This window comes from Hydrogenophaga sp. RWCD_12, assembly GCF_046604225.1.
Lineage (GTDB): Bacteria > Pseudomonadota > Gammaproteobacteria > Burkholderiales > Burkholderiaceae_C > Hydrogenophaga.
The window spans coordinates 659,546-681,089 of sequence record NZ_JBKIXC010000001.1; the positions used below are offsets into that span (position 1 = coordinate 659,546).

Genomic DNA, 21,544 nt, shown 5'->3' on the forward strand with positions numbered 1-21,544 from the left:
CGGCGGCAGCGGTCCGGACCTTGCTCGGTCAACCCAGGCACATCTCGGGCACCGACCCGGGCACCAGCAGGCGCGCACTGGTGGCCGCCACGATTGCGTCCAGCCCAACGCCCGGCGCGCGTTCGCGCAGCAGCAGACCGTCCGGACCGGGCTCGATCACCGCCAGGTCGGTCACGATGAGGCTGACCCTGCGTTGCGAGGTCAGCGGCAGGCTGCAGACCGGCACGATCTTGGATTCGCCTTTGGCTGCGTGCTGCATTGCCACCACCACGCGAGCGGCACCGGTGACCAGGTCCATCGCGCCACCCATGCCCGGCACCATCCTGCCCGGCACCTTCCAGTTGGCCAGGTGGCCAGCCTCGTCCACCTGAAGGCCACCGAGCACCGTCATGTCCAAATGGCCGCCGCGGATGATGCCGAAGCTCATCGCGCTGTCGATGCTGGCCGCACCGGGCACGGCCGAGACGAAGCCGCCGCCCGCGTCCGTCAGGTGCGGGTCCTGCATGCCTTCGGGCGGTCGGGCGCCGAGCCCGATCACGCCGTTCTCGGCCTGGAAGAACACGCCCGAATGCGCGGGCACGAAGTTGGCCACCATCGACGGCAGCCCGATGCCCAGGTTGACCAGCATCCCCGGGCGGATTTCCTGCGCCACGCGGCGCGCAATCAGTTCCTTGGCGTCCATCTCGGCCTCCGTTCAAGTGGTGCGGACCAGCAGGTGGTCGACCAGCACGCCGGGCGTCTTGACCGCGTCGGGCGGGATCACGCCGACCGGCACGATGCTCTCGGGCTCGGCGATCACCGTTGCGCCGGCGAGGGCGATGACGGGGTTGAAGTTGTGCGCGGTCAGCGAGTAGCTGAGATTGCCCACGTAGTCGGCCTGCCAGGCGCCGACCAGGGCGAAGTCGGCCTTGAGCGGGGTCTCCAGCAGGAATTGCTGCCCATCGACCTCGATCACCCGCTTGCCGTCTTCCACCTCGGTGCCCAGGCCGGTGGGCGTGAGCACGCCGCCCAGGCCCATGCCGCCCGCGCGGATGCGCTCGACCAGCGTGCCCTGCGGCACCAGCTCCACCACGATCTCGCCCGAGATCATGCGGGCCTGCGTCTCCGGGTTCAGGCCGATGTGCGACGCGATCACGCAGGCCACTGCACCCGCGCTGATGAGCTTGCCGATGCCCTTGCCGGGCATGGCGGTGTCGTTGGCGATGACCGTCAGGCCGCAGGCGCCGCGCGCCACCAGCGCGTCGATCAGGCGTTCGGGCGAGCCGACCGCCATGAAGCCGCCGATCATCAGTCGCGCGCCGTCGGGAATCATGGCCGCGGCAGCCTGCGGTGTCAGTGCGCCTTTCATGTGGCCCCCCGGGCGTTGTGCAGGGCGGCCACCGCGCAGGACGCGAGCCGCGACATCGCGCTGTCGGAGCGGGAATTGAGGATCACCGGCACCCGCGCGCCCAGCACCAGGCCGGCGCCTTCGGCGTGGCTGATGAAGGCCAGCTGTTTGGCCAGCATGTTGCCGGCGTCCAGCCCCGGCACCACCAGGATGTTGGCGCGCCCGGCCACACCGCCGCGCAGCCCCTTGGTGCGCGCCGCGCCCATGTCCACCGCGTTGTCCATGGCCAGCGGCCCTTCCACCTGGCCGCCCCGGATCTGTCCGCGGTCGGCCATCTTGGACAGCAGCGCTGCGTCGATGGACGACTGGATCGCCGGGTTCACCGTCTCGACCGCGCTGAGTACACCCACGCGCGGCTCCATGCCCAGCGAGAGCGCGAGGTCGATCGCGTTCTGGCAGATGTCCACCTTGGTGGGCAGGTCAGGCGCGATGTTGATGGCCGCGTCGGTGACCATGACCGGCTCGGGCTGACCCGGCACGTCCATCACGAACACATGCGTGAAGCGGCGGCCCACGCGCAGGCCGGTGGCCTTGTCCAGCATGGGCTTGAGCAGGTCGTCGGTGTGCAGGTGGCCCTTCATCACGGCCGCCACACGGCCTTCGAGCACCAGTCGGCAGGCCAGGGCGGAGGCGGCCTCTTCGCTGCCGGGCACGTCGATGAGTTCGATGCCCGAGAGGTCTTCACCGGCTTCGGCGGCGGCTTTGCGGATGGCCTCGGCGCGGCCGATGAGGATGGGTGTGATGATGCCTTCGCGCGCCGCCAGCAGCGCACCGCCGAGCGAGTTGGCGTCGTCCGGGCAGACCACGGCGGTGGGCAGGGCGGGCAGAGGGCGGGCGCGTGCGAGCAGGGCCTCGAAGTGGCGGTGCCGCTGCACGATCAGGCCCGGAACCTCCACCTGCTGCAGGCTGATCTTGGTGGGGGGTGGCAGCACTTCGGCTTCGCCCGAGAGGATCAGCGCGTCGTCGCTCAGGCGCCGCACCGTGGTCGCCAGGCGGACATGGCCATCGCCGAGCTTCTCGCGGACTTGCACCCGGCACAGCAGTTCTTCGCCGGCGTGGGCGCGCTGGTGAAAGTCCAGCACCTGGCGGCGGTACAGCGTGCCGGCGCCCGGCAGCTGGGTGCCCAGCACGGCGGAGATCAGCGAGGCGACGAACATTCCCGGCGCCACGCGTTCGCTTTCGCCGTTGCCGTCCAGGTCGCTGTCGGACAGGTGCATGGGGTTGTAGTTGCCCGACGACGCGGCGAACACGTACAGGTCGTCCTGGGTGACCAGGCGGCGCAGCTCGGCGCTGTCGCCTGGCGCCAGTTCGTCCAGGGTGCGGTTGGTGAGTTGCATGTCAGCGCTCCCGCTTCTGGGCGCGCGTGCGGGTGGCCGGCGGCCGCGGGTTGGTTTTTGGGGTGGCTGCCCGGGCGCGGGCCACCTTGCGCGGCGCGGCCGGCGGTGCGTCATTGACCAGCACCACCAGCGGGTCTTCGTCGATGTCGTCCGTCAGCGGGGGCAGGTCCAGCACATGCCGGAAGCGCTGCAGGAGGTCCAGCGTCTTCGGCGACATCTCGTCGATCCGGCCGGGCACGTACTGCACCACCTGCAAGGCCAGTGCCCGCTCTTCGGGCGTCTGCAGCAACAGGGGCAGGGTCTCGATCGCCCTTTCCGGGTCGAAGGACGCGATCAGGGTCTGCTGGTGAATGATCATGGCGCGGCGTTCGGCGCCCAGCGAGCGGAAGGGTTCGTCCTGCGTCAGCACGCGGCTGGAGCGTTCCAGCCGGTCACGACGCACCTGTCCGCGGTTCTCGGCCAGCAGCACCAGCATGCGGATCACCGCTTCGGCGAAGCCGCCCTGTTCGATGGCGTAGAGCGCCTGTGCCACTTCGGGCAGGCCGCGCAGTTCTTCGTTGCTCTTGAGGGTGCGGCGCGCCTCGTGCGTGGCGCCGAACGCCCGGGCCCAGGGCGTGCCCCAGAGACCGTGGAAGGCCAGCTCGTAGCCCATGTCGCGGCTGTCGCGCAGCAGGTCGATCATCTGTTCGGTCGACTGGACCCACAGCGCCTCGGCGGCCAGGAAGGGGTTGTCGGGCGATGCCTTCTGGCGCTTGCGCCGCAGCTGCTCGGCCGCATCGGCCACGGGCTTCATGGCGGGATTGCGCGACGACACCAGCGCGCGGCTCAGGCGCTGCGGGTGCAGGGCGCGGCTCATCTCGGCGGTGGTCGGCGTGACGGTCGCTTTCACCCAGGGGCGGACCAGTGCGTCGTACACCTGCGCCTGGACCTCGGAGGCGCGGGCCACGGCGGCAAACGGTCGCTCATCGTGGTGGCCATCGTCCAGGGTGCGGATGTCGTCCAGCGTGCGCTCCACGAAGCCCACGGTGAAGTGTTTCTTGCCGTTCTTCTCCACCACGTCCTCGATGCGCATCTCGTACAGGCCCGGGGCCAGCGCCTCGATGGTCTTGAGCGTCGAGGCCACCTCGGCGTGTTCCTTGTTGGCGATCTGCGACGACACGAAGATGCCCAGGTGACCGACCTGGTCGTGCACCATGTAGACGATGCGCTGGCCGCGGATGCGGATCTCGGACACATCGGCGTAGGTCTCGGCGATCCAGTTGAGCGCCTGCTGCGGTGGCGTGATGTTGTCGCCATGGCTGGCGAACACGATGATGGGCGCGCGGATGGCCTTGAGGTCCACCGGCCGGCCTGGCTCAATGCGGGCTTCGTTCTTGGTCAGGCGGTTGCCCACGAACAGCTGTTCGACGATCCAGCGGATCTCCGCTTCGTTGAGCAGAAAGTAACCACCCCACCAGGTTTCGAATTCGAGGAAGCCCTCGTCGCCCTGGTCGATGTCGCGGAACAGGTCGGTGTATTTGCGGAACAGGGTGCGGCCCGGGTTCAGCAGTTCGAAGTTCTGCACCAGGTGCGCGCCGTCGAACTTGCCGCCGCCGATGTCCGACAGCAGCATCGGAATCCAGGTGCCGCCCAGCACGCCGGCGTTGTAGCGCATCGGGTTCTCGCCCACCTTGCCTGCCCAGGGCGCCACCGGTGCGCCGTTGATGACGATGGGGCCGGTCAGGTCGGTGTGGGTGGCGGCCAGCAGCAGCGTGGCCCAGCCGCCCTGGCAGTTGCCGGTGATCACCGGCCTGGACGCTTCGGGGTGGCGCCGCATCACTTCGCGCACGAACGCCGCTTCGGTGCGCGTGACGTAGGACAGGAACTGGCCCGGTTCGGGGTCGCGGCGGAAGGCCACGAAATAGACCGGATGGCCTTCGCGCAGCGCGACACCCACCTGGCTGTCGGTCTTGAAGCCGCCGATGCCGGGGCCGTGCCCGGCGCGCGGGTCGATGATGATGTAGGGACGTCGCGTGTCGTCGACGACCACGCCCTCGGGCGGCAGGATGTGCAGCAACATGTAGTTGGACGGAAAGGGCAGGTCCTTGCCGTCCATCACCACTTCATAGTCGTACACCAGCACCGGAGGGCAGCCGGCGGCCTCGTGCTCCAGAAAGATGTCACCGCGCTTGCGCAGGGTGTCCAGGCTAAGCATGGCCCGCTCGGCCGCGTCGCGCAGGTAGCTGGTCCAGTCGTTCAGCAGCGCGCCGCCTGCCTGGGCATTGCGCAGTCCTTCCACCAGTGCCTCCGCCTTGCCGAGCGTGTCATGGGCGCGGTCAGAGTGCACGGCGCCGATGCGCTGTGCGTGCCGGGAAGCGGCCGTGGTCAGGATGTCGGTGGTGTCCGACGAGGCACCGAGCTCGCCCTCAAAGGTCCGCATGGCGCGGCGCAGTGCCTCCAGCGCATCGCCCTCGGGGCGTGGCACGGCCGGCTGCTGGGCAATATCGAACAGGTCAAAAACATTGGCCATGGGGCGAGGATCCCTGAGTGGAAGAAGAACGTGCTGTCGATGGCCGGTCGACCACCGCGGGTGTGAACCCATGGTGCGCTCCTTCTGTTGCAGCGCAGTGACGCCGCCAGCCCTGTTCAGGTCCGGGTCGCGGTGACCCAGTCGCGCACCTGCTGCGCCACCCATCGGGGCGCGTCCTGCGGCAGGTCGTGCCCGGCGCTTGGGTGGGTCTTGAGCGGGCAGCCCCATGCGCTCGCCATCGCCTGCGAGCAACGGCTGCTGACCAGGTGGTCCTGTGCGCTGCTCAGCAGCAGCATGGGGACCGACGGCGCCTGCAAGGGAGCGCGGTATCTCGCCGCAGCGAGCAGTTGCCGCAGCGCGTTGCGCGGTGCCACCGGGCGCTGGGTGCGCACCTGCGTCCATCGCTCGACCGTGTCTCGCTGCTGGTCCGGGTGGTTGCAGGTCATCCTGAACACTTCCCGTTCCGCTTCCTGAGCATTGAGGCCGCCCATGACCAGCCGACACAGGGCGAGGTAGTTGCGCGGCTGCAACCGGTGATGGAACGGGCTGAAAGGGCGAAGGCTGGTGTTGATCAGCACACAGGCCGCCAGCTCTTCGGGTGCGACCCTGGCCCACTCGGTGGCCACCATCGCGCCCATGGACATGGCCAGCAGATGCACCGGGCCTGCAGCGCCAAGACGCCGCCGCTCTGCACGGCAGGCGTCCACCATGCCAGCGACGGTGCACGGGCTGGTGTCCCGGTGCTGTTGCCCGTTGCCTGGCAGGTCGATCAGGTGCACGGTGCTGCCGGGGATCGCCGCCTGGAAGAGTGCCGGAAACGTGCCCCAGTGAGCCGACTCGCGGGTGAGGCCGCGCAGAAACACCCAGTTCGTCACGCCGGTCGCCCCGTGGGCAGCCACTGTGCATGGCTGCTGCCGGCGCGGGCCAGGAAATCCAGCAGTGCCATGTGACGGCGCAACACGCGCTGTTGCCGGTGGCTGATCAGCGGATTGAAGATGCCTTTGCGCGAAAACAGCTGGCGCGGGTTCTTCTTGACCCAGAGCCACGACCCCATTTCCAGCGTCAGCGGCAGGAAGGTGCGGGCCGGGTTGCCGCAGGCCTGCAGATAGAGGTGGTCCCACAGGTCGCCATGGGTCAGGTACTGGTCGCTCTGCGGTTCGATGATGTACGGATGGTGGTGGTGGGCCTGTTCGAAGATGCCCTTGAGCGCCTGCACCTGTGGCAGGTGCGGAATGGGTTCGCGCGTGTGCGCGTAGGGAAACCAGAGGCGGTCACTGACACCAAATCCCGAGTGGCAGTCCAGTGCCAGCGAAAACGGGCGGGACAGCAGCTCCGTCTCCACGACTTCGCACAAGGCCGCACTTTCGGCCTCCATCGGATCACCCAGACGCCCGCGGTACCACGGCAGTCCCGCACTCAGGCGCTGTCCACCCAGCAGATACGGCACCTTCTCGCGGGCCTCCACCGGGGCATTGCGCATGAGGTCCACCCCGCGCGGGTTGGCGCGGGTCGATGCCCACATGCCACCCGGATTGACGATCGGCATGAACACCAGCCGGACGTCCTCAAGCAGGCGATGCAGCGTCCGGTCCCAGTTCAGGCGGGTGACGATGTTCTGCAGGTAGGCCATCACCACTTCGGCGCCGATGCGCTCCAGACCGTGCACGCCGCCGAAGAAGCCCACCCCGGGGCATTGCGCATCGGGGTTGCCCAGCGCAATGGCGTAGACCGGAAACGCTGGCCCGCCCGGCACATGGACGCGGCGGACTTCCCGGCATTCGAGGTGGCGGCCACCGATACCGATCAGGCGCTCCAGCGTCTGGAGTTCCAGCAGGTCAGGGGCCAAGGACTTCATGGGGTTGTGACACGCCGATGTCACATGCGGTGGCTACCGTGGGTGGTCGTCCTGAACGAGCTGAACACATGCCAGACATTGCCCGCGATCCCTTGCGTTGCCCCGCCAGACGGACGCCGGCCAGCCGGTGGGTGCAAGTGTGTGTGGTCGCCTTTGGACTGGCGGGCGGGGTGGTGGAGCTACTGGCGCTGCAGCGCAGGCGGCTCCAGGAAAGGCAGCGGGTTGCACCCGCGCCATGGTGGTACTGACGAGCCGCAGGCGCTGCGGTCAGGCGGTGGCCTTGGCCGAGGTGGCCGCTGTTTCAGACTTCGCCATCTCGCCCAGCTGGACGGACAGATCCAGAAGGCGGACCTTGCTCATGTAGTAGCGATCCAGCCGCCATTCCTGCAGCAGCTCCAGCGCAAGTTCGAAGTCGTCGTAGTTCAGCTTGTACAACTCGTTGACGGGGAACGGAGCCTCCGACTCCAGGGCCACCACCAGGGCAGAGAGGATGCGCGCTTCGCTGGAATCCGGCGTGGTTTCGATCAGCTTGCGGGCTTTTTTGAGGGCTTTCACATGTGGCCTTTCTTCCGATATTGGTCATTGGGGCCGGTCGTTTTGTCCGGCATCCGTCTGACTGAGCTTACCGGTCAGGCGGACGGATTTGATGACGGTTTTGTGAAAGAAAGCTGACACAAGCTGAGGACCAGAGGCCACTGCAGCCAACTCCGGCGACACGGCGACGCCATTCAATCGGTCGGTTGTTCCGTCTCGGAGAAGCTGTCGCGGAAGCTGAACCAGATCGATGTGAAGAACATCGAAACCACCAGCAGCACGGCGGGATACATGATGGCGCTCGAGGCCTCGGAGCCGCCCAGCAGCATGCGGAAGACACTCATCAGCACGCCCAGCAGCGAGAACACCACCAGCCAGCCACAGAGGAACAGCATCAGTGCGCCCTTGTTGGTCCAGGCCGCGAGGGCGCTGAAAAACAGGCTCTTGACCGGCGTGACACCGTGCCAGAACAGCAACGCAGGCGCGTGCCAGAACAGCACCTGCAGCGGCATCATCAGCAGCATGCCGATCCACAGCGCGGGGCTGGACAGCATGGCCTGCATGGCCTGTTCCTGCGTCATCGCGGCGGTGTCGACCTGCGGCGACATGGCGCTGTCGAGCACCCCGACCAGCAGCAGGATCACCAGCAGGCAAAGGCCGTAGAGGCCGCCCAGGGTGATCATGCCGCGCGTGCGGACCGGGCCGCCCCGGAACGCGGTCAGCAGCTGGGTCGGCATCGGGAACCGGCCCGCCTCCGCCTCGCGCGTGGCCGACATCAGGCCGAGGTTGATGGCTGGCGTCAGCAGGGCCGAGATCGCCGCGCCCAGGAAGGGCAGCATGGACAGCACCGACACTGCGGCCATGAACATGAAAAACAGACCAGCCATCGCCAATGGCTGCTTCAGGAAGGTGCGCACGCCCATGCGCACCCATTGCAGGCCGGTCGCGGCGGGGACGGTGAGAAGCTTCATGCGGGGCAATCAGGCGGGCACGCCGCCGGCTTCGATCGCTGAGGCGGACAGCTGGCTGGCCTGCTGCAACCGTTCTCGCAGCACGCGCTCGAAGTGCGTCGGGTCGTGCGGCTTGAGCATCGAAGCCTCGCGCGGCAGGTACCAGTCCCACAGGCGCGAGAGCCAGAACCGCAGGGCGCCTGCGCGCAGCATGGCGGGCAGCAGCTGGCGTTCGGCGGCGGACAACGGACGCACCGACTGGTACGCCGCGAGCATCGCCTGCGCGCGTGCTTCGTCGTGCATGCCATCGGCGCCGAGGTCGCCGTGGAAGATGCACCAGTCGTTGAGCGTCACTGCGAGGTCGAACAGGAAACTGTCGTTGCCGGCAAAGTAGAAGTCGAAGAAGCCGCAGAGCGTCTCGCCGTCGAACATCACGTTGTCGCGGAACAGGTCGGCGTGCACCGGTCCGCGCGGAAGGGCCTTGTACGCGGGCAGGCTGGCGACGTGGTTCTGGAACGCGAGTTCGGCCTTCAGCAGTGCACTCTGGTCGGCATCGAGGTGGGGCAGCACGACCGGGGTGGTCTCGTTCCACCAGGGCAGTCCACGCAGGTTGGGCTGCTGCAACTCGAAATCGCGCCCGGCCAGGTGCATGCGCGCCAGCATCGCACCCACCGCGGTGCAGTGCGCGACGGCGGGAGCGAGTTCGCTACGGCCGTGCAGCTTGTTGACCACGGCGGCGGGCTTGCCCTGCAGCTTGTGCAGCAGCTCACCTTTGGCGTCGGCGGCCGGTTCGGGCACGGGAATGCCGCGTGTCGCCAGGTGCTTCATCAGCCGCAGGTAATACGGCAGCTGCTCGAAGCCCAGGCGCTCGAACACGGTCAGCACATGTTCGGTTTCCACGCCGTCCAGCACGGTGGTGGCGAAATAGTTGGTGTTTTCAATGCCGCCATGGATGCCACGCAGTGCGGTCAGCTCGCCCAGGTTCAATGCGCGCAGCAAGGCCGCAGCTTCGTCCTGCGGGACTTCGGTGTAGACAGCCATCGGGGAATCAGAAACTGAGGATGCGCCAGCGGCTGCGCCCGGTGCTGCCCTGTCCTTCGGAGGGGTTGTCGGCACCCGACAGCGGCTTGATTTCGTAGCCGGACGCGCCGTTCTTGGGCTTGACGTCGATGCTGCGGGTTTCACCGCCAACGCGCACTTCTTCGATGCGCGAGAGCGCGTCTTCATGGGAGATGCGCTCGATCGCCTTGGTCTCGCCCGCAGGCAGCGGAGCGGATTCGGCGGGGGTGACTTTGGCGGCGCCGGTCTGGGCCAGGGCAGGCAAGGCTGCGCATAGGACCACGACGGGCAACACACGGCGGGACAGGGAGAGGAAAAGGGCGCGCATGCCCCATTGTAAGTAGGCGCGGACCGCCAGTACCACCCGCGCCGGCTTTCCCCAGGTTTCCCCGACAATGCCCCCCATGTCCGAATCCACCACGCCCACCCCGCGCCTGCTGCTCGTCGACGGCTCCAGCTACCTCTACCGCGCCTTTTTCGCCGGCGGCGAGGCCATGAGCACCACCCTGCCCGACGGCACGGTGCTCAAGACCGGCGCCATCCGCATCATGATCAACATGATGCAGAAGCTGCTCAAGGACTACCCGTCGACCTGGGCCGCCTGCGTGTTCGATGCCAAGGGCCCGACCTTCCGCGACGCGATCTACCCCGAGTACAAGGCCCAGCGCAGTCCGATGCCGGACGACCTGCGCAGCCAGATCACGCCGATCCACGAGGTGGTGCGGCTGTCGGGCTGGCCGGTGCTGGACGTGCCGGGCGTCGAGGCCGACGACGTGATCGGCACCCTGGCCGTGGCTGCCGCCAGCCAGGGCATCGAAGTGCTGATCAGCAGCGGCGACAAGGACCTGGCGCAGCTGGTCAATCAGCACATCACCATCATCGACACCATGAGCGGCAAGCTGCGCGATCTGGCCGGGGTGGAGGCCGAGTTCGGTGTGCCCGCGCGCCTGATGCTGGACTACCAGATGCTGGTGGGCGACCAGGTCGACAACGTGCCCGGGGTGCAAGGCGTGGGGCCCAAGACCGCCGTGAAGCTGTTGCAGGAATATGGCTCAGTGGACGCCCTCATCGCGCAGGCGGACCAGATCAAGGGCGCCGTGGGCGAGAAGTTGCGCAAAGCGATCGACTGGCTGCCCACCGGCCGCCAACTGCTGACCATCAAGACCGACTGCGAACTCAATGGCTGGGTGCCCGGGCTGCCCGCGCTGGACGCGGTGCGCATGGGTGAGCCGCAAAAAGAGCCGCTGCGCAGCTTCTACGAAACCTACGGCTTCAAGGGCCTGGCCAAGGCGCTGGGTGGTGGCGAAACGCCTGCGCCGGCACCCGCTGCCGCACCGGGCGGCACCAACGACCTGTTCGCCGAGCCTTCCGCGGCCGCTCCGCGAACCAGCAACCTGGCCTACGACACCATCCTCACCTGGGACGCCTTCGATGCCTGGCTGGCGAAGATCGAAACCGCCGACCTGACCGCCATCGACACCGAAACCACCTCGCTGGACGAAATGGTCGCCACCATCGTCGGCATCTCGTTCAGCGTGACGCCGGGCGAAGCGGCCTACATCCCGCTCATGCACGCGGGCCCGGACGCACCCGAGCAGTTGCCGCTGGACGAGGTGCTCGCCAAACTCAAAGCCTGGCTGGAGAACCCGGCCAGACACAAGCTCGGCCAGCACATCAAGTACGACCGCCACGTCTTCGCCAACCACGGCATCGAGGTGCAGGGCTATGTGCACGACACCATGCTGCAAAGCTATGTGCTCGAAGTGCACAAGCCGCACGGCCTCTCCAGCCTGGCCGAGCGCCACCTGGGCCGCAGCGGCATCCGGTACGAAGACCTGTGCGGCAAGGGCGCGCACCAGATTCCGTTCGCGCAGGTGGATGTGGCCAAGGCGGCCGAGTACTCGTGCGAAGACAGCGACCAGACGCTGGACGTGCACCGCGTGCTATGGCCGCAGATCGAAGCCGACGCGAAACTGAAGTTCATCTACGAACTGGAAATTGCCAGCAGCGAGACGCTCTACCGCATCGAGCGCAACGGCGTGCTGATCGACGCGCCCACGCTGGCCAAGCAGAGCCACGAACTGGGCCAGCGCATCTTCGCGCTGGAGCAGGAAGCGTACGAAATTGCGGGCCAGCCGTTCAACCTCAGCAGCCCCAAGCAGCTGGGCGAGATCTTCTTCGACAAGCTGGGTCTGCCGGTGATCAAGAAGACCGCTACCGGCGCGCGCAGCACCGACGAAGAAGTGCTGGAGAAGCTGGCCGAGGACTACCCGCTGCCGGCCAAGATCCTGGAGCACCGCAGCCTCATCAAGCTCAAGGGCACCTACACCGACAAGCTGGCGCAGCTGGCGAATCCGCGCACAGGCCGAGTCCACACGCACTACGCGCAGGCGGTGGCCGTGACCGGGCGCCTGTCCAGCAACGACCCAAACCTGCAGAACATTCCGATCCGCACCGCAGAAGGCCGCAAGGTGCGCGAGGCCTTTGTCGCCGCGCCGGGCCACGTGATCGCCAGCGCCGACTACTCGCAGATCGAGCTGCGCATCATGGCCCACCTGAGCGACGACCACGCGTTGCTGCGCGCCTTCCACGAAGGCCACGACGTGCACCGCGCCACCGCGGCCGAGGTGTTCGGCATCACGCCGGCCGAGGTCAGCAGCGAACAGCGCCGCTACGCCAAGACCATCAACTTCGGCCTGATCTACGGCATGGGCACCTTCGGCCTGGCCAAGTCGCTGGGCATCGAGAACGCGGCGGCCAAGACCTATATCGACCGCTATTTCGCGCGCTTTGCCGGCGTCAAGCAGTACATGGACGACACCCGCGAGCTGGCCAAGCAGCAGGGTTACGTGGAAACCGTGTTCGGCCGCAAGCTGGTGCTGCCCGATATCCAGAATGCCAAGGGCGCCAAGCTGGCCGCGCTGGAGCGCCAGGCCATCAACGCGCCCATGCAGGGCACGGCGGCCGACCTGATCAAGCTGGCCATGGTGGCGGTGCAGAAAGCGCTGGACGATCAGGGCAAGGGCACCCGGATGATCATGCAGGTGCACGACGAACTGGTGTTCGAGGTGCCTGAAGCCGAGGTGGACTGGCTGCGTGTGGAGATCCCGCGCCTGATGGCCGCGGTCGCCGATCTGAAGGTGCCGCTGCTGGCCGAGGTCGGCGTTGGTCCCAACTGGGACCAGGCGCACTGACCCCTAGCGCGCACCAACGGGTCAGCGGGCCGGCTGGATCACTTGCGTCATCGGCTGCGGCTCGCCTTCGGCCCACCAGTTGGCCCACAGCCGCCCCTGTCCGCCGGGCGGGTCGGCCTGCAGGGTCAGGAAGTTGCGGCAACCGAGAACCCGTCGCCCGTTGCCGGGCAAGGGGTCCATGCGGCCGGTGATGCCCGGTTCCAGCGTTTCAGTCTCCAGACAGGCTTGCTCAAGGAAGTAACGCGCCACGCCAGGCGGGGCGGGGTGGGTGATGCCGCTGGCGGTGAGTTGCACCAGGCTGCGTTGGGGCATTGGCAGATCGGGCTGGTCCCGCTCGATGACGGCGGTGGCAGCCACATGCACATCGCCCGAGAGCATGGTGATCCGGACACCGCTGTGTGCCGCATCCAGCAGGCGGTGGACCAGCCGCAGACGCTCGGCCTGGTGCGCCGGACTGGTCCAATGGTCGCGCAGGTCGTCTTCGAGTTCTTCGATCGCGGGCAGGGCGCCGAGCATCCTTTCCAGCTGCGCGTAACCCGGGTGCATGACCGGGATGCTGCTCATCACCAGCAGATGGCGCAAGTCGCCGGTCGCCCGTTGCTGGTCGAGCCAGGCATAGACCGCTGTCCAGCCGGTCGGGCTGATGACCTGTTCGGGCATCAGGTGCGTGGCGCCGTCGGTGGTTGTGCGGACGTGGGCCGGCTGGCGTTCGCTGCGGGTGTCGAGCACCAGCAGCGCAGTGTCACCGAAACGGTAGGCGCTGTGGTGCGACGGCTGGCCGGGCAGGGTGGCCGGCGGCGGGGCGCCGAGCATCTGGCGCTGGAACAACTCGAAAGCCTCGCGCGCGGCGGCGAAGATGCCCTGAAACACCGGGCTGGCGTGGAGGTCGGCGGGGTGTGAGCCCCAGCCGTCGATGATGTCGTGGTCGTCCCACATCATCACGCTGGGCACCGAGGCCAGCAGCCGGGCGGTGGCGGGCTGGCTCCAGCGTTCGAGGTAGCAGGTCGCAAAGTGCTTCTTCAGTGCGGCGCGCAGGCCGGCGGTCAGGGGGAGCGTGCTGCGGGTGTGCCAGTCCAGGCCGCTCCAGACGCGCAGCTCGTCGACCACCGACCAGATCTCGTCGCTGTAGATCTGGTCGCCGCCCATCAGCAGCAGCTCCAGCGGGCCGAACCGGGTGTCGCCCACGGTGTCGCGCTCGCGGTGCAGCCGGTCAAGACGGTCCCACATGGCGTTGGGCTGGCGGGTGGTCTTGCGGGCGCGGGCGTCGGAGAAACCGTTGCAGGAGAAATAGGCAATGGCCGGGGTGGCGCCGAGTGCGGGCACCTGGAACTGGTGGTCCTGGCCGGCCACGCGGTAGTCGACGGTCTGTGCCGCCGCGGTCTGTTTCACCGCGATGTCGAAACGCCAGGCGGTTGCTGACAGGCCGGGCACCGTGCCGCTGCGGCCGTCGACCAGCTCGGCGGCACCCTTGAGACGCAGGGCGGGTTGGGGGTCGTCTGCGTCGCAGATCACCAGCAGGCTGATGCCCCAGACGCCGCTCTGGCATCCGAGAAACTGCAGAATGGGCCCGGTCTGGATCATGTCGCCTCCCCGCGAGTGATTCCGGCCGATGGTCGGGGCTTTGCGGTTGGGTGACAAGCCCCACCCGGAGGATGGTTTCGGGCGTCCGGGAACCTCGGGCCGGTTTGTCGGTCCACTTCCGGGGCGCCACGCCCTTTCCATCCTGACCCGACGTTTCCACCCACCACCGCAAGGAGCCCCCGATGCTGAACACCGACCTGATCACCGACGGACATGCCCTCATCGACGCCGATCCCGCCCGAGGGCAGGCCAACCGCCGGACCGCCCTCAAGGCTGCGCTCGGCGTGGGCTATGCGGCCGCCGTCCTGCCCACGCTGGCCCAGACCGCGGTCAAGACTTCTGCCGATGGCCTGACCGTCGGCGAGGTCACGATCGACGTCAACGGCTTCAAGCTGTCGGCCTACCGCGCGGCGCCGGCCGGCAAGACCGGCCTGCCAGTGGTGCTGGTGCTGTCGGAGATCTTTGGCGTGCACGAGTACATCGCCGACACCGCGCGCCGCTTTGCCAAGGCGGGCTATCTGGCCATTGCGCCCGAGCTGTTTGTGCGCCAGGGCGACGCCAAGGGCTATGGCGACATTGCCAAGCTGATGTCCGAAGTGATCGGCAAGGTGCCCGATGCCCAGGTCATGGGCGATCTGGACGCCACGGTGAAATGGGCCGCAGCCAACGGCGGCGACACCAGCAAGCTGGGCGTGACCGGTTTCTGCTGGGGTGGCCGCCAGGTCTGGCTCTACGCCGCGCACAACCCGGCGGTCAAGGCGGGCGTGGCCTGGTACGGGCGGCTGGTCGGTCAGGCCAGCGAGCTGACGCCCAAGCATCCGGTCGACATTGCGGCCAAGCTTTACGGCCCGGTGCTGGGTCTGTATGGCGGCGCCGACACCGGCATCCCGCTTGACACGGTTGATAAGATGAAATCTGCCTTGGCGGCCGGCAATGCCGCGGCCAAGGCCTCGAACTTTGTGGTGTACCCGGAGGCGCCGCACGCTTTTCACGCCGACTACCGGCCGAGTTTCCGCAAGGAGCCGGCCGAAGACGGATGGAAGCGGGCGCTGGCCTGGTTCCAGCAGAACGGCGTGGCCTGACCACGGCGCTGCCGACTCCCACATCGGGGCCGCGGTTGCGGCCCTTTCTTTTGGCGGACGGATTCTGATGACCCTGATTGCGATTTTGTTGGGCACCGTGGCGGCCGGCGTGGGCAGCGTGTGGCTGGCCGCCGTGCTGGGCATGGCGATGCTAGCGCGGTTCACCCAGCACATGCTCAGCCTGGCGGCCGGCGCGCTGATGGCGACCGCCTTCATGCACCTGCTGCCCGAAGCCTTCGAAAGCCAGGCCGACGCGCACACGCTGTTCGGCCTGTTGCTGGGTGGTCTGGTGTTCTTCTTCCTGCTGGACAAGGCAGAGCTCTGGCACCACGGCCACGAACACCACCATGGCGTCGCAGAGGGCCTGCCGAACGACCACGGTCACGACCATGCCCACGGGCATGAACACGGTCACGCGGATCACCACGACCACGGCCAGCGCTCGGGCGGCTGGACGGTACTGGCGGGCGACAGCGTGCATGCCTTTGGCGACGGCATCCTGATCGCCTCGGCCTTTGTCGCCGACATGCGGCTGGGCATGGTGACGGCGCTGGCGGTGCTGGCGCACGAGGTGCCGCACCACATGGGCGATCTGGTGGTGCTGCAGCAGACCTCGCGCACCCGGCGTGCGGCGCTGGTGAAGGTGTCGCTGGCGGGCACGGTGACCGCGCTGGGCGGCCTGGTGGGCTATTTCCTGCTCGAACAGCTGCACGACTACCTGCCGTACTTCCTGGTCGCGGCCTCCAGCAGCTTCGTCTATGTGGCGCTGGCCGACCTGATTCCCCAGCTGCAGAAGCGCCTGGGCATGCGGGAGACGGTGGCGCAGGTGGCCTGGCTGCTGGCCGGCATTGCCCTGGTGTCGCTGGTCAGCGGCATGGCCCACTCGCACTGAGCGGCCTCCAGCGGCGCTCAGTGCAGGGCGCCACTGCCGAAGGAAAACTCGAAGCGCGCGCCCTGACCGACAGCGCCTTCGCCGCGGATGTGGCCGCCGTGGCGCTCCAGGATGCGCCGCACCGTGGCCAGGCCGATGCCCGAGCCCTCGAACTCGTTGCTGGCGTGCAGGCGGGTAAAGGCCTTGAACAGGCGGTCGGCGCGCGAGGGATCGAAGCCGGCACCGTTGTCTTCGATGCAGAAAACCGCCGGGCCGCCATTGGCGGCGTGCTCCAGCCGCAGCGTGATGTGCGGTTCGGCCGTGTGGCGCGTGTATTTCCAGGCGTTGCCCAGCAGGTTCTCCAGCACGATGTGCGCCAGCCGCGGGTCGCAGTCGGCGATCAGTCCCTGGTCGATGTCGATCCTCACCTGCCGCGTCGGGTCCCGGTGGCGCTCCTGCCGGATCACGTCCTGGGCCAGCTCGCTGATGTCGGTGTGCATGCGCTGCAGCGTGCCCTGGCTCACGCGCGCCAGTGCGAGCAAGTCGGTGATCAGCCGGTTCATGCGCTGCACCGAGGCGTCCACCCGCTCGAACAGCAGTTCGTCGTCGGGCGTCAGGCGCGGGGCCAGCTGTTCGCGCAGCAGGTGGTTGAAGCCGTCGATCGATCGCAGCGGCGACTTCAGGTCGTGCGAGACGGTGTAGGCGAAGGCATCCAGCTCGCGGTTGAGATATTGCAGCTGGGCTGTGCGGGCGGCCACGCGCTGCTCCAGGGTGTCGTGCAGCTTGCGGATTTCGCGGTCGCGCTGCAGCCGCAGCAGCTCGGCGTTGCAGCGGCTGGCGAAGATGGTCAGCAGGGCGTCGATCTGCGAGTCCTGCGGCGGCGTCTGGCGCCAGACGGCGGTGAGCAGGCCGACCGCCGAGCCGTCGGCGTCGCGCAGCGGCAGGCCGACGAAGGCGCGCAGCCCGGTTTCGACAAACGGTGGCACCAGCGGCAGGTGGGTGGCCGTGGGGCTATGGAACCGCAGCAGTTCCGGCTGCTGCAGCGCCTGTTCGCACATGGTGTCCTGCAACTCATGGCTGACGTTGGGCTGCAGCACGCCGTCCCAGACCGTTGCCAGCGTGTTCAGCTGATGGCTGGCATCGACCTCGCCGACCATCACGCCGTCCGCGCCGATGGCGCTGGCCAGTCTCTCGACCAGTGAACGGAAGAAAGCCTCGCCGGTCTCGCCCGACACCCCCTTGGCCACGTTCAGCAGCATGGCTTCGCGGCGCTTTTCGTCGGCCACGTTCAGGGTGAACGACAGTGCGCAGGGCTCGTTGTCGATTTCGATGATCTCGGCCCAGACCCGCACGTCGACCACGGAGCCGGACTTGGTGCGCATGCGGGTTTCGAGGGCTTGCAGCCGGCCATCGCGCTGCAGGGTTTCAACGTAGCGCTGCCGGTCGGCATCGCTGACCCACACGCCGACCTCGGTCGCGGTCTTGCCCTCGAAATCGGCCCGGTTCCACCCCAGCACGCGTTCGTTGGAGGGGTTGACCTCGACGAACATGCCGTCGCGCAGACGGGTGATGGTCATGCCCAACGGGCTGAAATTGAAGGCTTTGGAGAATCGGTCGCGCGACTGCTCCAGTTCGTGGCGCGAGGCGACTTCGGCCGAGACGTCGATCACCACCGCGATCAACAGCTTTTCGCTGCCACTGTCGGTCACCTCGGCATAGATCGTGGCGTGGAAGACGCTGCCATCGCGCCGCAGTGCGCGCACCGGCATGCCGGACACGCGTCCCTGGCCATCGATGGCCCGGCGGAAGGCGGTGTATTCGTCCAGGTCGGCCCACAGCCGAGGAGGGCGGTGCCCCACCAGGTCCTTCTGCCGGTGGCCGAACAGCGACTGGAAGGCTTCGTTGGCGTCGATCACGTCACCGGTGGCGAGCGACTGCACGAGGCAGGCGGCCGGCGTGCTGCGGAACAGGGCCTGGAAGCGCGCCTGGCTCAGCCGCAGCAGGTGCTCGACCTCGCGAGCGTGCTCAAGCGTGATGTGCTGGGTGTGGTAGGAGTCGATCAGGCGCCGCCGTCCGAAGTTGACCGTGATCACCAGACTGACCAGCACCACGGTCTGCGTGATCCAGACCGCCCAGCCGGTGTGCACCGGCGGCACTGGCAGCATGCCGGCGTTCTCGGCCACGTTGAGGACGGCCAGCAACACGATGCCCAGCGCCGCGCTGACGATCATGTTGCGGCGCGAGAGCAGGATGCCCGAACCCACCACGGCGGCCATCATCACCAGGATGGCCATGCTGCGGACCGTGCCATGTGCAGCGGTGGCGGCGCCGGAGGCAATGATCAGCATGTAGACCAGCAGCGTGGCCACGAGCCGCCGCGGGCCGCGCAGGTAGAGCAGCAACAGGCCATAGGTGCACAGCGTCAATGCGATCGCCACCCAGGTGAGCGGACCGATGCCATCGCGCAGGTAGACACCGAACGACACCAATGGCCCCGCGATGCCGATGCAGATCAGCAGCGCCAGCAGCGAACGCTCCTGGTATTGCTGCAGGTGCAAGGGCTGGTCGGGTGCCAGCGGGTCGCTGGAATAGAAGGATGTCACAGGCGGGATGCTGCAGGGGTGAGCGAAAAGCGGAACTCGGCACCTTGTCCGGGGTGGGACACGCCTTCGATGTGGCCACCGTGGCGCTCGACGATGCGGTGCACCGTCGCGAGTCCGATGCCGGTGCCTTCGAATTCGCTGGGCTGGTGCAGGCGCTGGAACGGCTTGAACAGCTTGTCGGCGTAGGCCATGTTGAAGCCGACACCGTTGTCGCGCACGACGAAGCTGCCGGGGCGGGCACCGTCCTCGCGCAGGCGCCGCAGTTCGATCATCGGCGCGGGCTGGTCGCGGGTGTATTTCACGGCGTTGCCCAGCAGGTTCTCCAGCACGATGCGGGCCAGCCGCGGATCGCAGAGGCACGACAGGCCAGGCTCGATTCCCCAGGAAATGACACGTTGCGGCTGCTTGGCCTGTTCCGCCTGCATCACCTGTTCGGCGATGTCGCTGAGGTTGGTTTGGCCCAGCTCCAGTTCGCCCTGGCTGACCCGGGCCAGGGCCAGCAGGTCGGCGATCAGGGTGCTCATGCGCCTGGTCGAGGCCAGCACCCGATGGAACAGCTGCTCTTCGTCCGCGGAAAGACGACCTTCCAGTTGTTCGCCCAGCAGGCGGGTGAATCCGTCGATGGCCCGCAGCGGTGATTTCAGGTCGTGCGAGACGGAGTAGGCGAAGGAGTCGAGCTCGGCGTTGAGCTTTTCCAGTTCCGCCGTGCGCAGGCGCACCCGCTGCTCCAGGGTCGCGTTGAGCTGCTGGATTTCCCGCTCGCGCCGCAGCCGTATCAGCTCCGCGGCGGCCCGGCTCGAAAAGATCGACATCAGGGCCGTCATTTCGGCGTTGAGGGTGATCGGCTGGCGCCACAGGGCTTGCAGCACGCCGGTCACGGTGCCGTCCTGGTCGTGCAGGCGCTGACCGATGTGCGCCTCACCCTGGACACCGGTGAGCACGGCCACCTGCGGGTAGGCCGCGTCCAGTCCGTGTTCCAGGTAGCGCAGGTCTGGCCCCCGAAGGGTGTCTCCGCAGGGGGTCAGCGACGGGTCGTAGCGGAAATGGGGGAGCGCCGTGCCGTCTTTCCAGGCCGCCAGAGTTTCGATGCTTCCATCGTCCTCCAGTTCTCCGACCACCACCAGATCGGCCTTGAGCGTCAAAGCGACATGGCGGGTCAGCGCGGAGAAGAAGGCCTCGCCGGTCTGCCCCGCCATGCCTTGCGCGACGCTGAGCAGCAGGGCCTCGCGGCGCTTTTCTTCCGCGGTGTTGACGAAACAGGAAAGGATGCAATCCTCACCATCGATTTCGATCAGTTCGGCCCACATCTTGGCGTCGATCACGCTGCCATCGACGTGCCTCATCTGTATTTCGTAGCCGCTGACATGACCCTCGCGCAAGATGCGCTCGACGAATACCTGGCGATCCCTTGGACTGAGCCAGCCACCGACCTCCAGGGTGGTTTTCCCCAGCAGATCGTTTCTGTAGAGCCCCTGTACAGGATCTCTTGCCTGGTTCACCTCGACGAAGGTGCCATCGCTCACCCGTGTGATGGTCATCTTCAGAGGGCTGAAGTTGAACGCCTTGGCGAAGCGCTCCTCGGAACGGCGCAGGCGCTCGACCGCCTGGTCCTGCTCAGTGATGTCGGTCACGGTGGTGATGATCAGCAGGTCCTGCGGGTCGTTGCCCATCTCGCTGGAGATCAGGGCCTCGAAGTGGCTGCCGTCGCTGCGCAGGCCGGTGACGTGTTCCTGATCGGCACGCCGGTCCGCGAACAGGCGCCGCAGATAGGCAGCGCGCTGTTCCGGTTCGGCCCAGAGGAAGGTGTCGGCGCGGCCGAGCAACTGGTCGCGCGTGTAGCGGTAGCAGCGCTCGAAGGCCGGGTTCACGTCCAGGATGGCTCCGCTGCGCGCCGATTGCGCCAGCATGGGGCTGGGGCTGGTGCGGAAGATGCGGGCGAAGCGCTCGTTGCTGAGGTCGCGTTCCTGTTCGATGCGCTTGCGGTGCTCCAGCTCCGCCACCTGCGCGTCGAACGCCATTTGTGCCCGGCTGCGGCTGTAGTACACCAGCACCGCGATCACGCTGAGGACGGTGGCGTGTGTGAGCCAGACCTTGACACCCACCTGGAAGTTGGGCGTCTTCAGCCAGCCCCGGAGCTCTGCCACGGTGAGCAGGCCCAACGAGGTCACGCTGTACAGCACCGATCCGATCAGCGCCGTGCGGCCCAGGAAGATGCCGGCGCCTGCCACGGCCGCGACAAACAGGAAGCCACCGGCAGTGCGCACCGACCCGAATGCCAGCACCTGCAGGCTCGCGGCGGTCAGCACCGAGTACACGACCAGATGTGGCATGTAGCTGCTGTATCCCCGCCGCAGCAGCAATACGGTGACCCAGCCAATGACGGCCAACGCCGCTGTGGCCCACGTTTCCATGGGATTGGGGCTGGAGAGGTAGACCAGCGGCCCGACGACCGTGGCGGCGCCCGCGATCAACCACGCGATCACCCGCATCGTCGCAGCGCGAAACGCGAGCTGGGTTGTCGCGTGTGAGGACGGTTCGATGGCGGTCACTTGGAGGCGGGGAGGGGCTGCCCTGGCAGATTT

At 67.5% G+C, this 21,544-nt stretch carries 16 protein-coding genes; 3 read left to right on the forward strand and 13 right to left on the reverse strand.

The window, feature by feature from the left end:
* Positions 1 to 28: 28 nt before the first annotated feature.
* The 10 genes from ACLIJ1_RS03165 to ACLIJ1_RS03210 form a co-directional block, all read right to left on the reverse strand.
* Positions 29 to 682, reverse strand: a complete 654-nt coding sequence (locus ACLIJ1_RS03165) for a 3-oxoacid CoA-transferase subunit B (protein WP_411364022.1) — start codon at positions 680 to 682, stop codon at positions 29 to 31.
* A gap of 12 nt (positions 683 to 694) precedes the next feature.
* Entirely contained in the window at positions 695 to 1,348 is a 654-nt protein-coding gene (locus tag ACLIJ1_RS03170; protein WP_411364023.1) for a CoA transferase subunit A, read from the reverse strand.
* A complete protein-coding gene (locus tag ACLIJ1_RS03175; protein ID WP_411364024.1) occupies positions 1,345 to 2,724 on the reverse strand; it encodes a bifunctional enoyl-CoA hydratase/phosphate acetyltransferase in 1,380 nt (459 codons plus the stop codon). Before ACLIJ1_RS03175 ends, ACLIJ1_RS03170 begins: the two co-directional genes overlap by 4 nt.
* Before the next feature lies 1 nt (position 2,725).
* The gene (locus ACLIJ1_RS03180) at positions 2,726 to 5,233 is read right to left on the reverse strand and encodes a DUF3141 domain-containing protein (RefSeq protein ID WP_411364025.1); all 2,508 of its coding nucleotides are present in this window, start codon (positions 5,231 to 5,233) and stop codon (positions 2,726 to 2,728) included.
* A gap of 116 nt (positions 5,234 to 5,349) precedes the next feature.
* Positions 5,350 to 6,108 (reverse strand): alpha/beta fold hydrolase, encoded by a 759-nt coding sequence (locus ACLIJ1_RS03185; RefSeq protein ID WP_411364026.1) that lies wholly within the window; start codon positions 6,106 to 6,108, stop codon positions 5,350 to 5,352.
* Entirely contained in the window at positions 6,105 to 7,088 is a 984-nt protein-coding gene (locus ACLIJ1_RS03190; protein WP_411364027.1) for a M14 family zinc carboxypeptidase, read from the reverse strand. The genes ACLIJ1_RS03185 and ACLIJ1_RS03190 overlap by 4 nt, the downstream gene beginning before the upstream one ends.
* Positions 7,089 to 7,355: 267 nt before the next feature.
* Positions 7,356 to 7,643, reverse strand: a complete 288-nt coding sequence (locus ACLIJ1_RS03195) for a hypothetical protein (RefSeq protein WP_411364028.1) — start codon at positions 7,641 to 7,643, stop codon at positions 7,356 to 7,358.
* 173 nt (positions 7,644 to 7,816) lie between these two features.
* On the reverse strand, positions 7,817 to 8,593 hold the full coding sequence (locus ACLIJ1_RS03200; protein ID WP_411364029.1) for a BPSS1780 family membrane protein: 777 nt from the start codon (positions 8,591 to 8,593) through the stop codon (positions 7,817 to 7,819).
* 9 nt (positions 8,594 to 8,602) lie between these two features.
* A complete protein-coding gene (locus tag ACLIJ1_RS03205) occupies positions 8,603 to 9,613 on the reverse strand; it encodes a homoserine kinase (RefSeq protein WP_411364030.1) in 1,011 nt (336 codons plus the stop codon).
* Positions 9,614 to 9,620: 7 nt separating this feature from the next.
* The gene (locus ACLIJ1_RS03210; protein WP_411364031.1) at positions 9,621 to 9,959 is read right to left on the reverse strand and encodes a hypothetical protein; all 339 of its coding nucleotides are present in this window, start codon (positions 9,957 to 9,959) and stop codon (positions 9,621 to 9,623) included.
* Positions 9,960 to 10,035: 76 nt separating this feature from the next.
* Between ACLIJ1_RS03210 and polA the strand changes: the two genes are divergently transcribed.
* Complete coding sequence (polA, locus tag ACLIJ1_RS03215) at positions 10,036 to 12,825, forward strand: DNA polymerase I (RefSeq protein ID WP_411364032.1); 2,790 nt, start codon at positions 10,036 to 10,038, stop codon at positions 12,823 to 12,825.
* Between the two features lie 21 nt (positions 12,826 to 12,846).
* Here the strand turns inward: polA and ACLIJ1_RS03220 are convergent, their stop codons facing one another.
* Entirely contained in the window at positions 12,847 to 14,406 is a 1,560-nt protein-coding gene (locus ACLIJ1_RS03220) for an alkaline phosphatase D family protein (RefSeq protein ID WP_411364033.1), read from the reverse strand.
* Between the two features lie 182 nt (positions 14,407 to 14,588).
* Between ACLIJ1_RS03220 and ACLIJ1_RS03225 the strand changes: the two genes are divergently transcribed.
* Entirely contained in the window at positions 14,589 to 15,488 is a 900-nt protein-coding gene (locus ACLIJ1_RS03225) for a dienelactone hydrolase family protein (RefSeq protein WP_411364034.1), read from the forward strand.
* 67 nt (positions 15,489 to 15,555) lie between these two features.
* The gene (locus ACLIJ1_RS03230; RefSeq protein ID WP_411364035.1) at positions 15,556 to 16,380 is read left to right on the forward strand and encodes a ZIP family metal transporter; all 825 of its coding nucleotides are present in this window, start codon (positions 15,556 to 15,558) and stop codon (positions 16,378 to 16,380) included.
* 17 nt (positions 16,381 to 16,397) lie between these two features.
* On the opposite strand, the gene ACLIJ1_RS03235 is transcribed toward ACLIJ1_RS03230, so the two are convergent.
* Both ACLIJ1_RS03235 and ACLIJ1_RS03240 read right to left on the reverse strand, forming a co-directional pair.
* Positions 16,398 to 18,962: a PAS domain S-box protein gene (locus ACLIJ1_RS03235; protein WP_411364036.1), complete on the reverse strand. Its 2,565-nt coding sequence runs from the start codon at positions 18,960 to 18,962 to the stop codon at positions 16,398 to 16,400.
* Positions 18,959 to 21,511 (reverse strand): PAS domain S-box protein, encoded by a 2,553-nt coding sequence (locus ACLIJ1_RS03240; RefSeq protein WP_411364037.1) that lies wholly within the window; start codon positions 21,509 to 21,511, stop codon positions 18,959 to 18,961. Before ACLIJ1_RS03240 ends, ACLIJ1_RS03235 begins: the two co-directional genes overlap by 4 nt.
* Between the last annotated feature and the right edge of the window lie 33 nt (positions 21,512 to 21,544).

Coding starts and splice junctions, on each gene's coding strand:
- ACLIJ1_RS03175 (WP_411364024.1), bottom strand. CDS start 2,724: ATGCAACTCACCAACCGCACCCTGGACGAACTGGCGCCAGGCGACAGC.
- ACLIJ1_RS03225 (WP_411364034.1), top strand. CDS start 14,589: ATGCTGAACACCGACCTGATCACCGACGGACATGCCCTCATCGACGCC.
- ACLIJ1_RS03190 (WP_411364027.1), bottom strand. CDS start 7,088: ATGAAGTCCTTGGCCCCTGACCTGCTGGAACTCCAGACGCTGGAGCGC.
- ACLIJ1_RS03170 (WP_411364023.1), bottom strand. CDS start 1,348: ATGAAAGGCGCACTGACACCGCAGGCTGCCGCGGCCATGATTCCCGAC.
- ACLIJ1_RS03220 (WP_411364033.1), bottom strand. CDS start 14,406: ATGATCCAGACCGGGCCCATTCTGCAGTTTCTCGGATGCCAGAGCGGC.
- ACLIJ1_RS03200 (WP_411364029.1), bottom strand. CDS start 8,593: ATGAAGCTTCTCACCGTCCCCGCCGCGACCGGCCTGCAATGGGTGCGC.
- ACLIJ1_RS03205 (WP_411364030.1), bottom strand. CDS start 9,613: ATGGCTGTCTACACCGAAGTCCCGCAGGACGAAGCTGCGGCCTTGCTG.
- ACLIJ1_RS03230 (WP_411364035.1), top strand. CDS start 15,556: ATGACCCTGATTGCGATTTTGTTGGGCACCGTGGCGGCCGGCGTGGGC.
- polA (WP_411364032.1), top strand. CDS start 10,036: ATGTCCGAATCCACCACGCCCACCCCGCGCCTGCTGCTCGTCGACGGC.
- ACLIJ1_RS03210 (WP_411364031.1), bottom strand. CDS start 9,959: ATGCGCGCCCTTTTCCTCTCCCTGTCCCGCCGTGTGTTGCCCGTCGTG.
- ACLIJ1_RS03180 (WP_411364025.1), bottom strand. CDS start 5,233: ATGGCCAATGTTTTTGACCTGTTCGATATTGCCCAGCAGCCGGCCGTG.
- ACLIJ1_RS03165 (WP_411364022.1), bottom strand. CDS start 682: ATGGACGCCAAGGAACTGATTGCGCGCCGCGTGGCGCAGGAAATCCGC.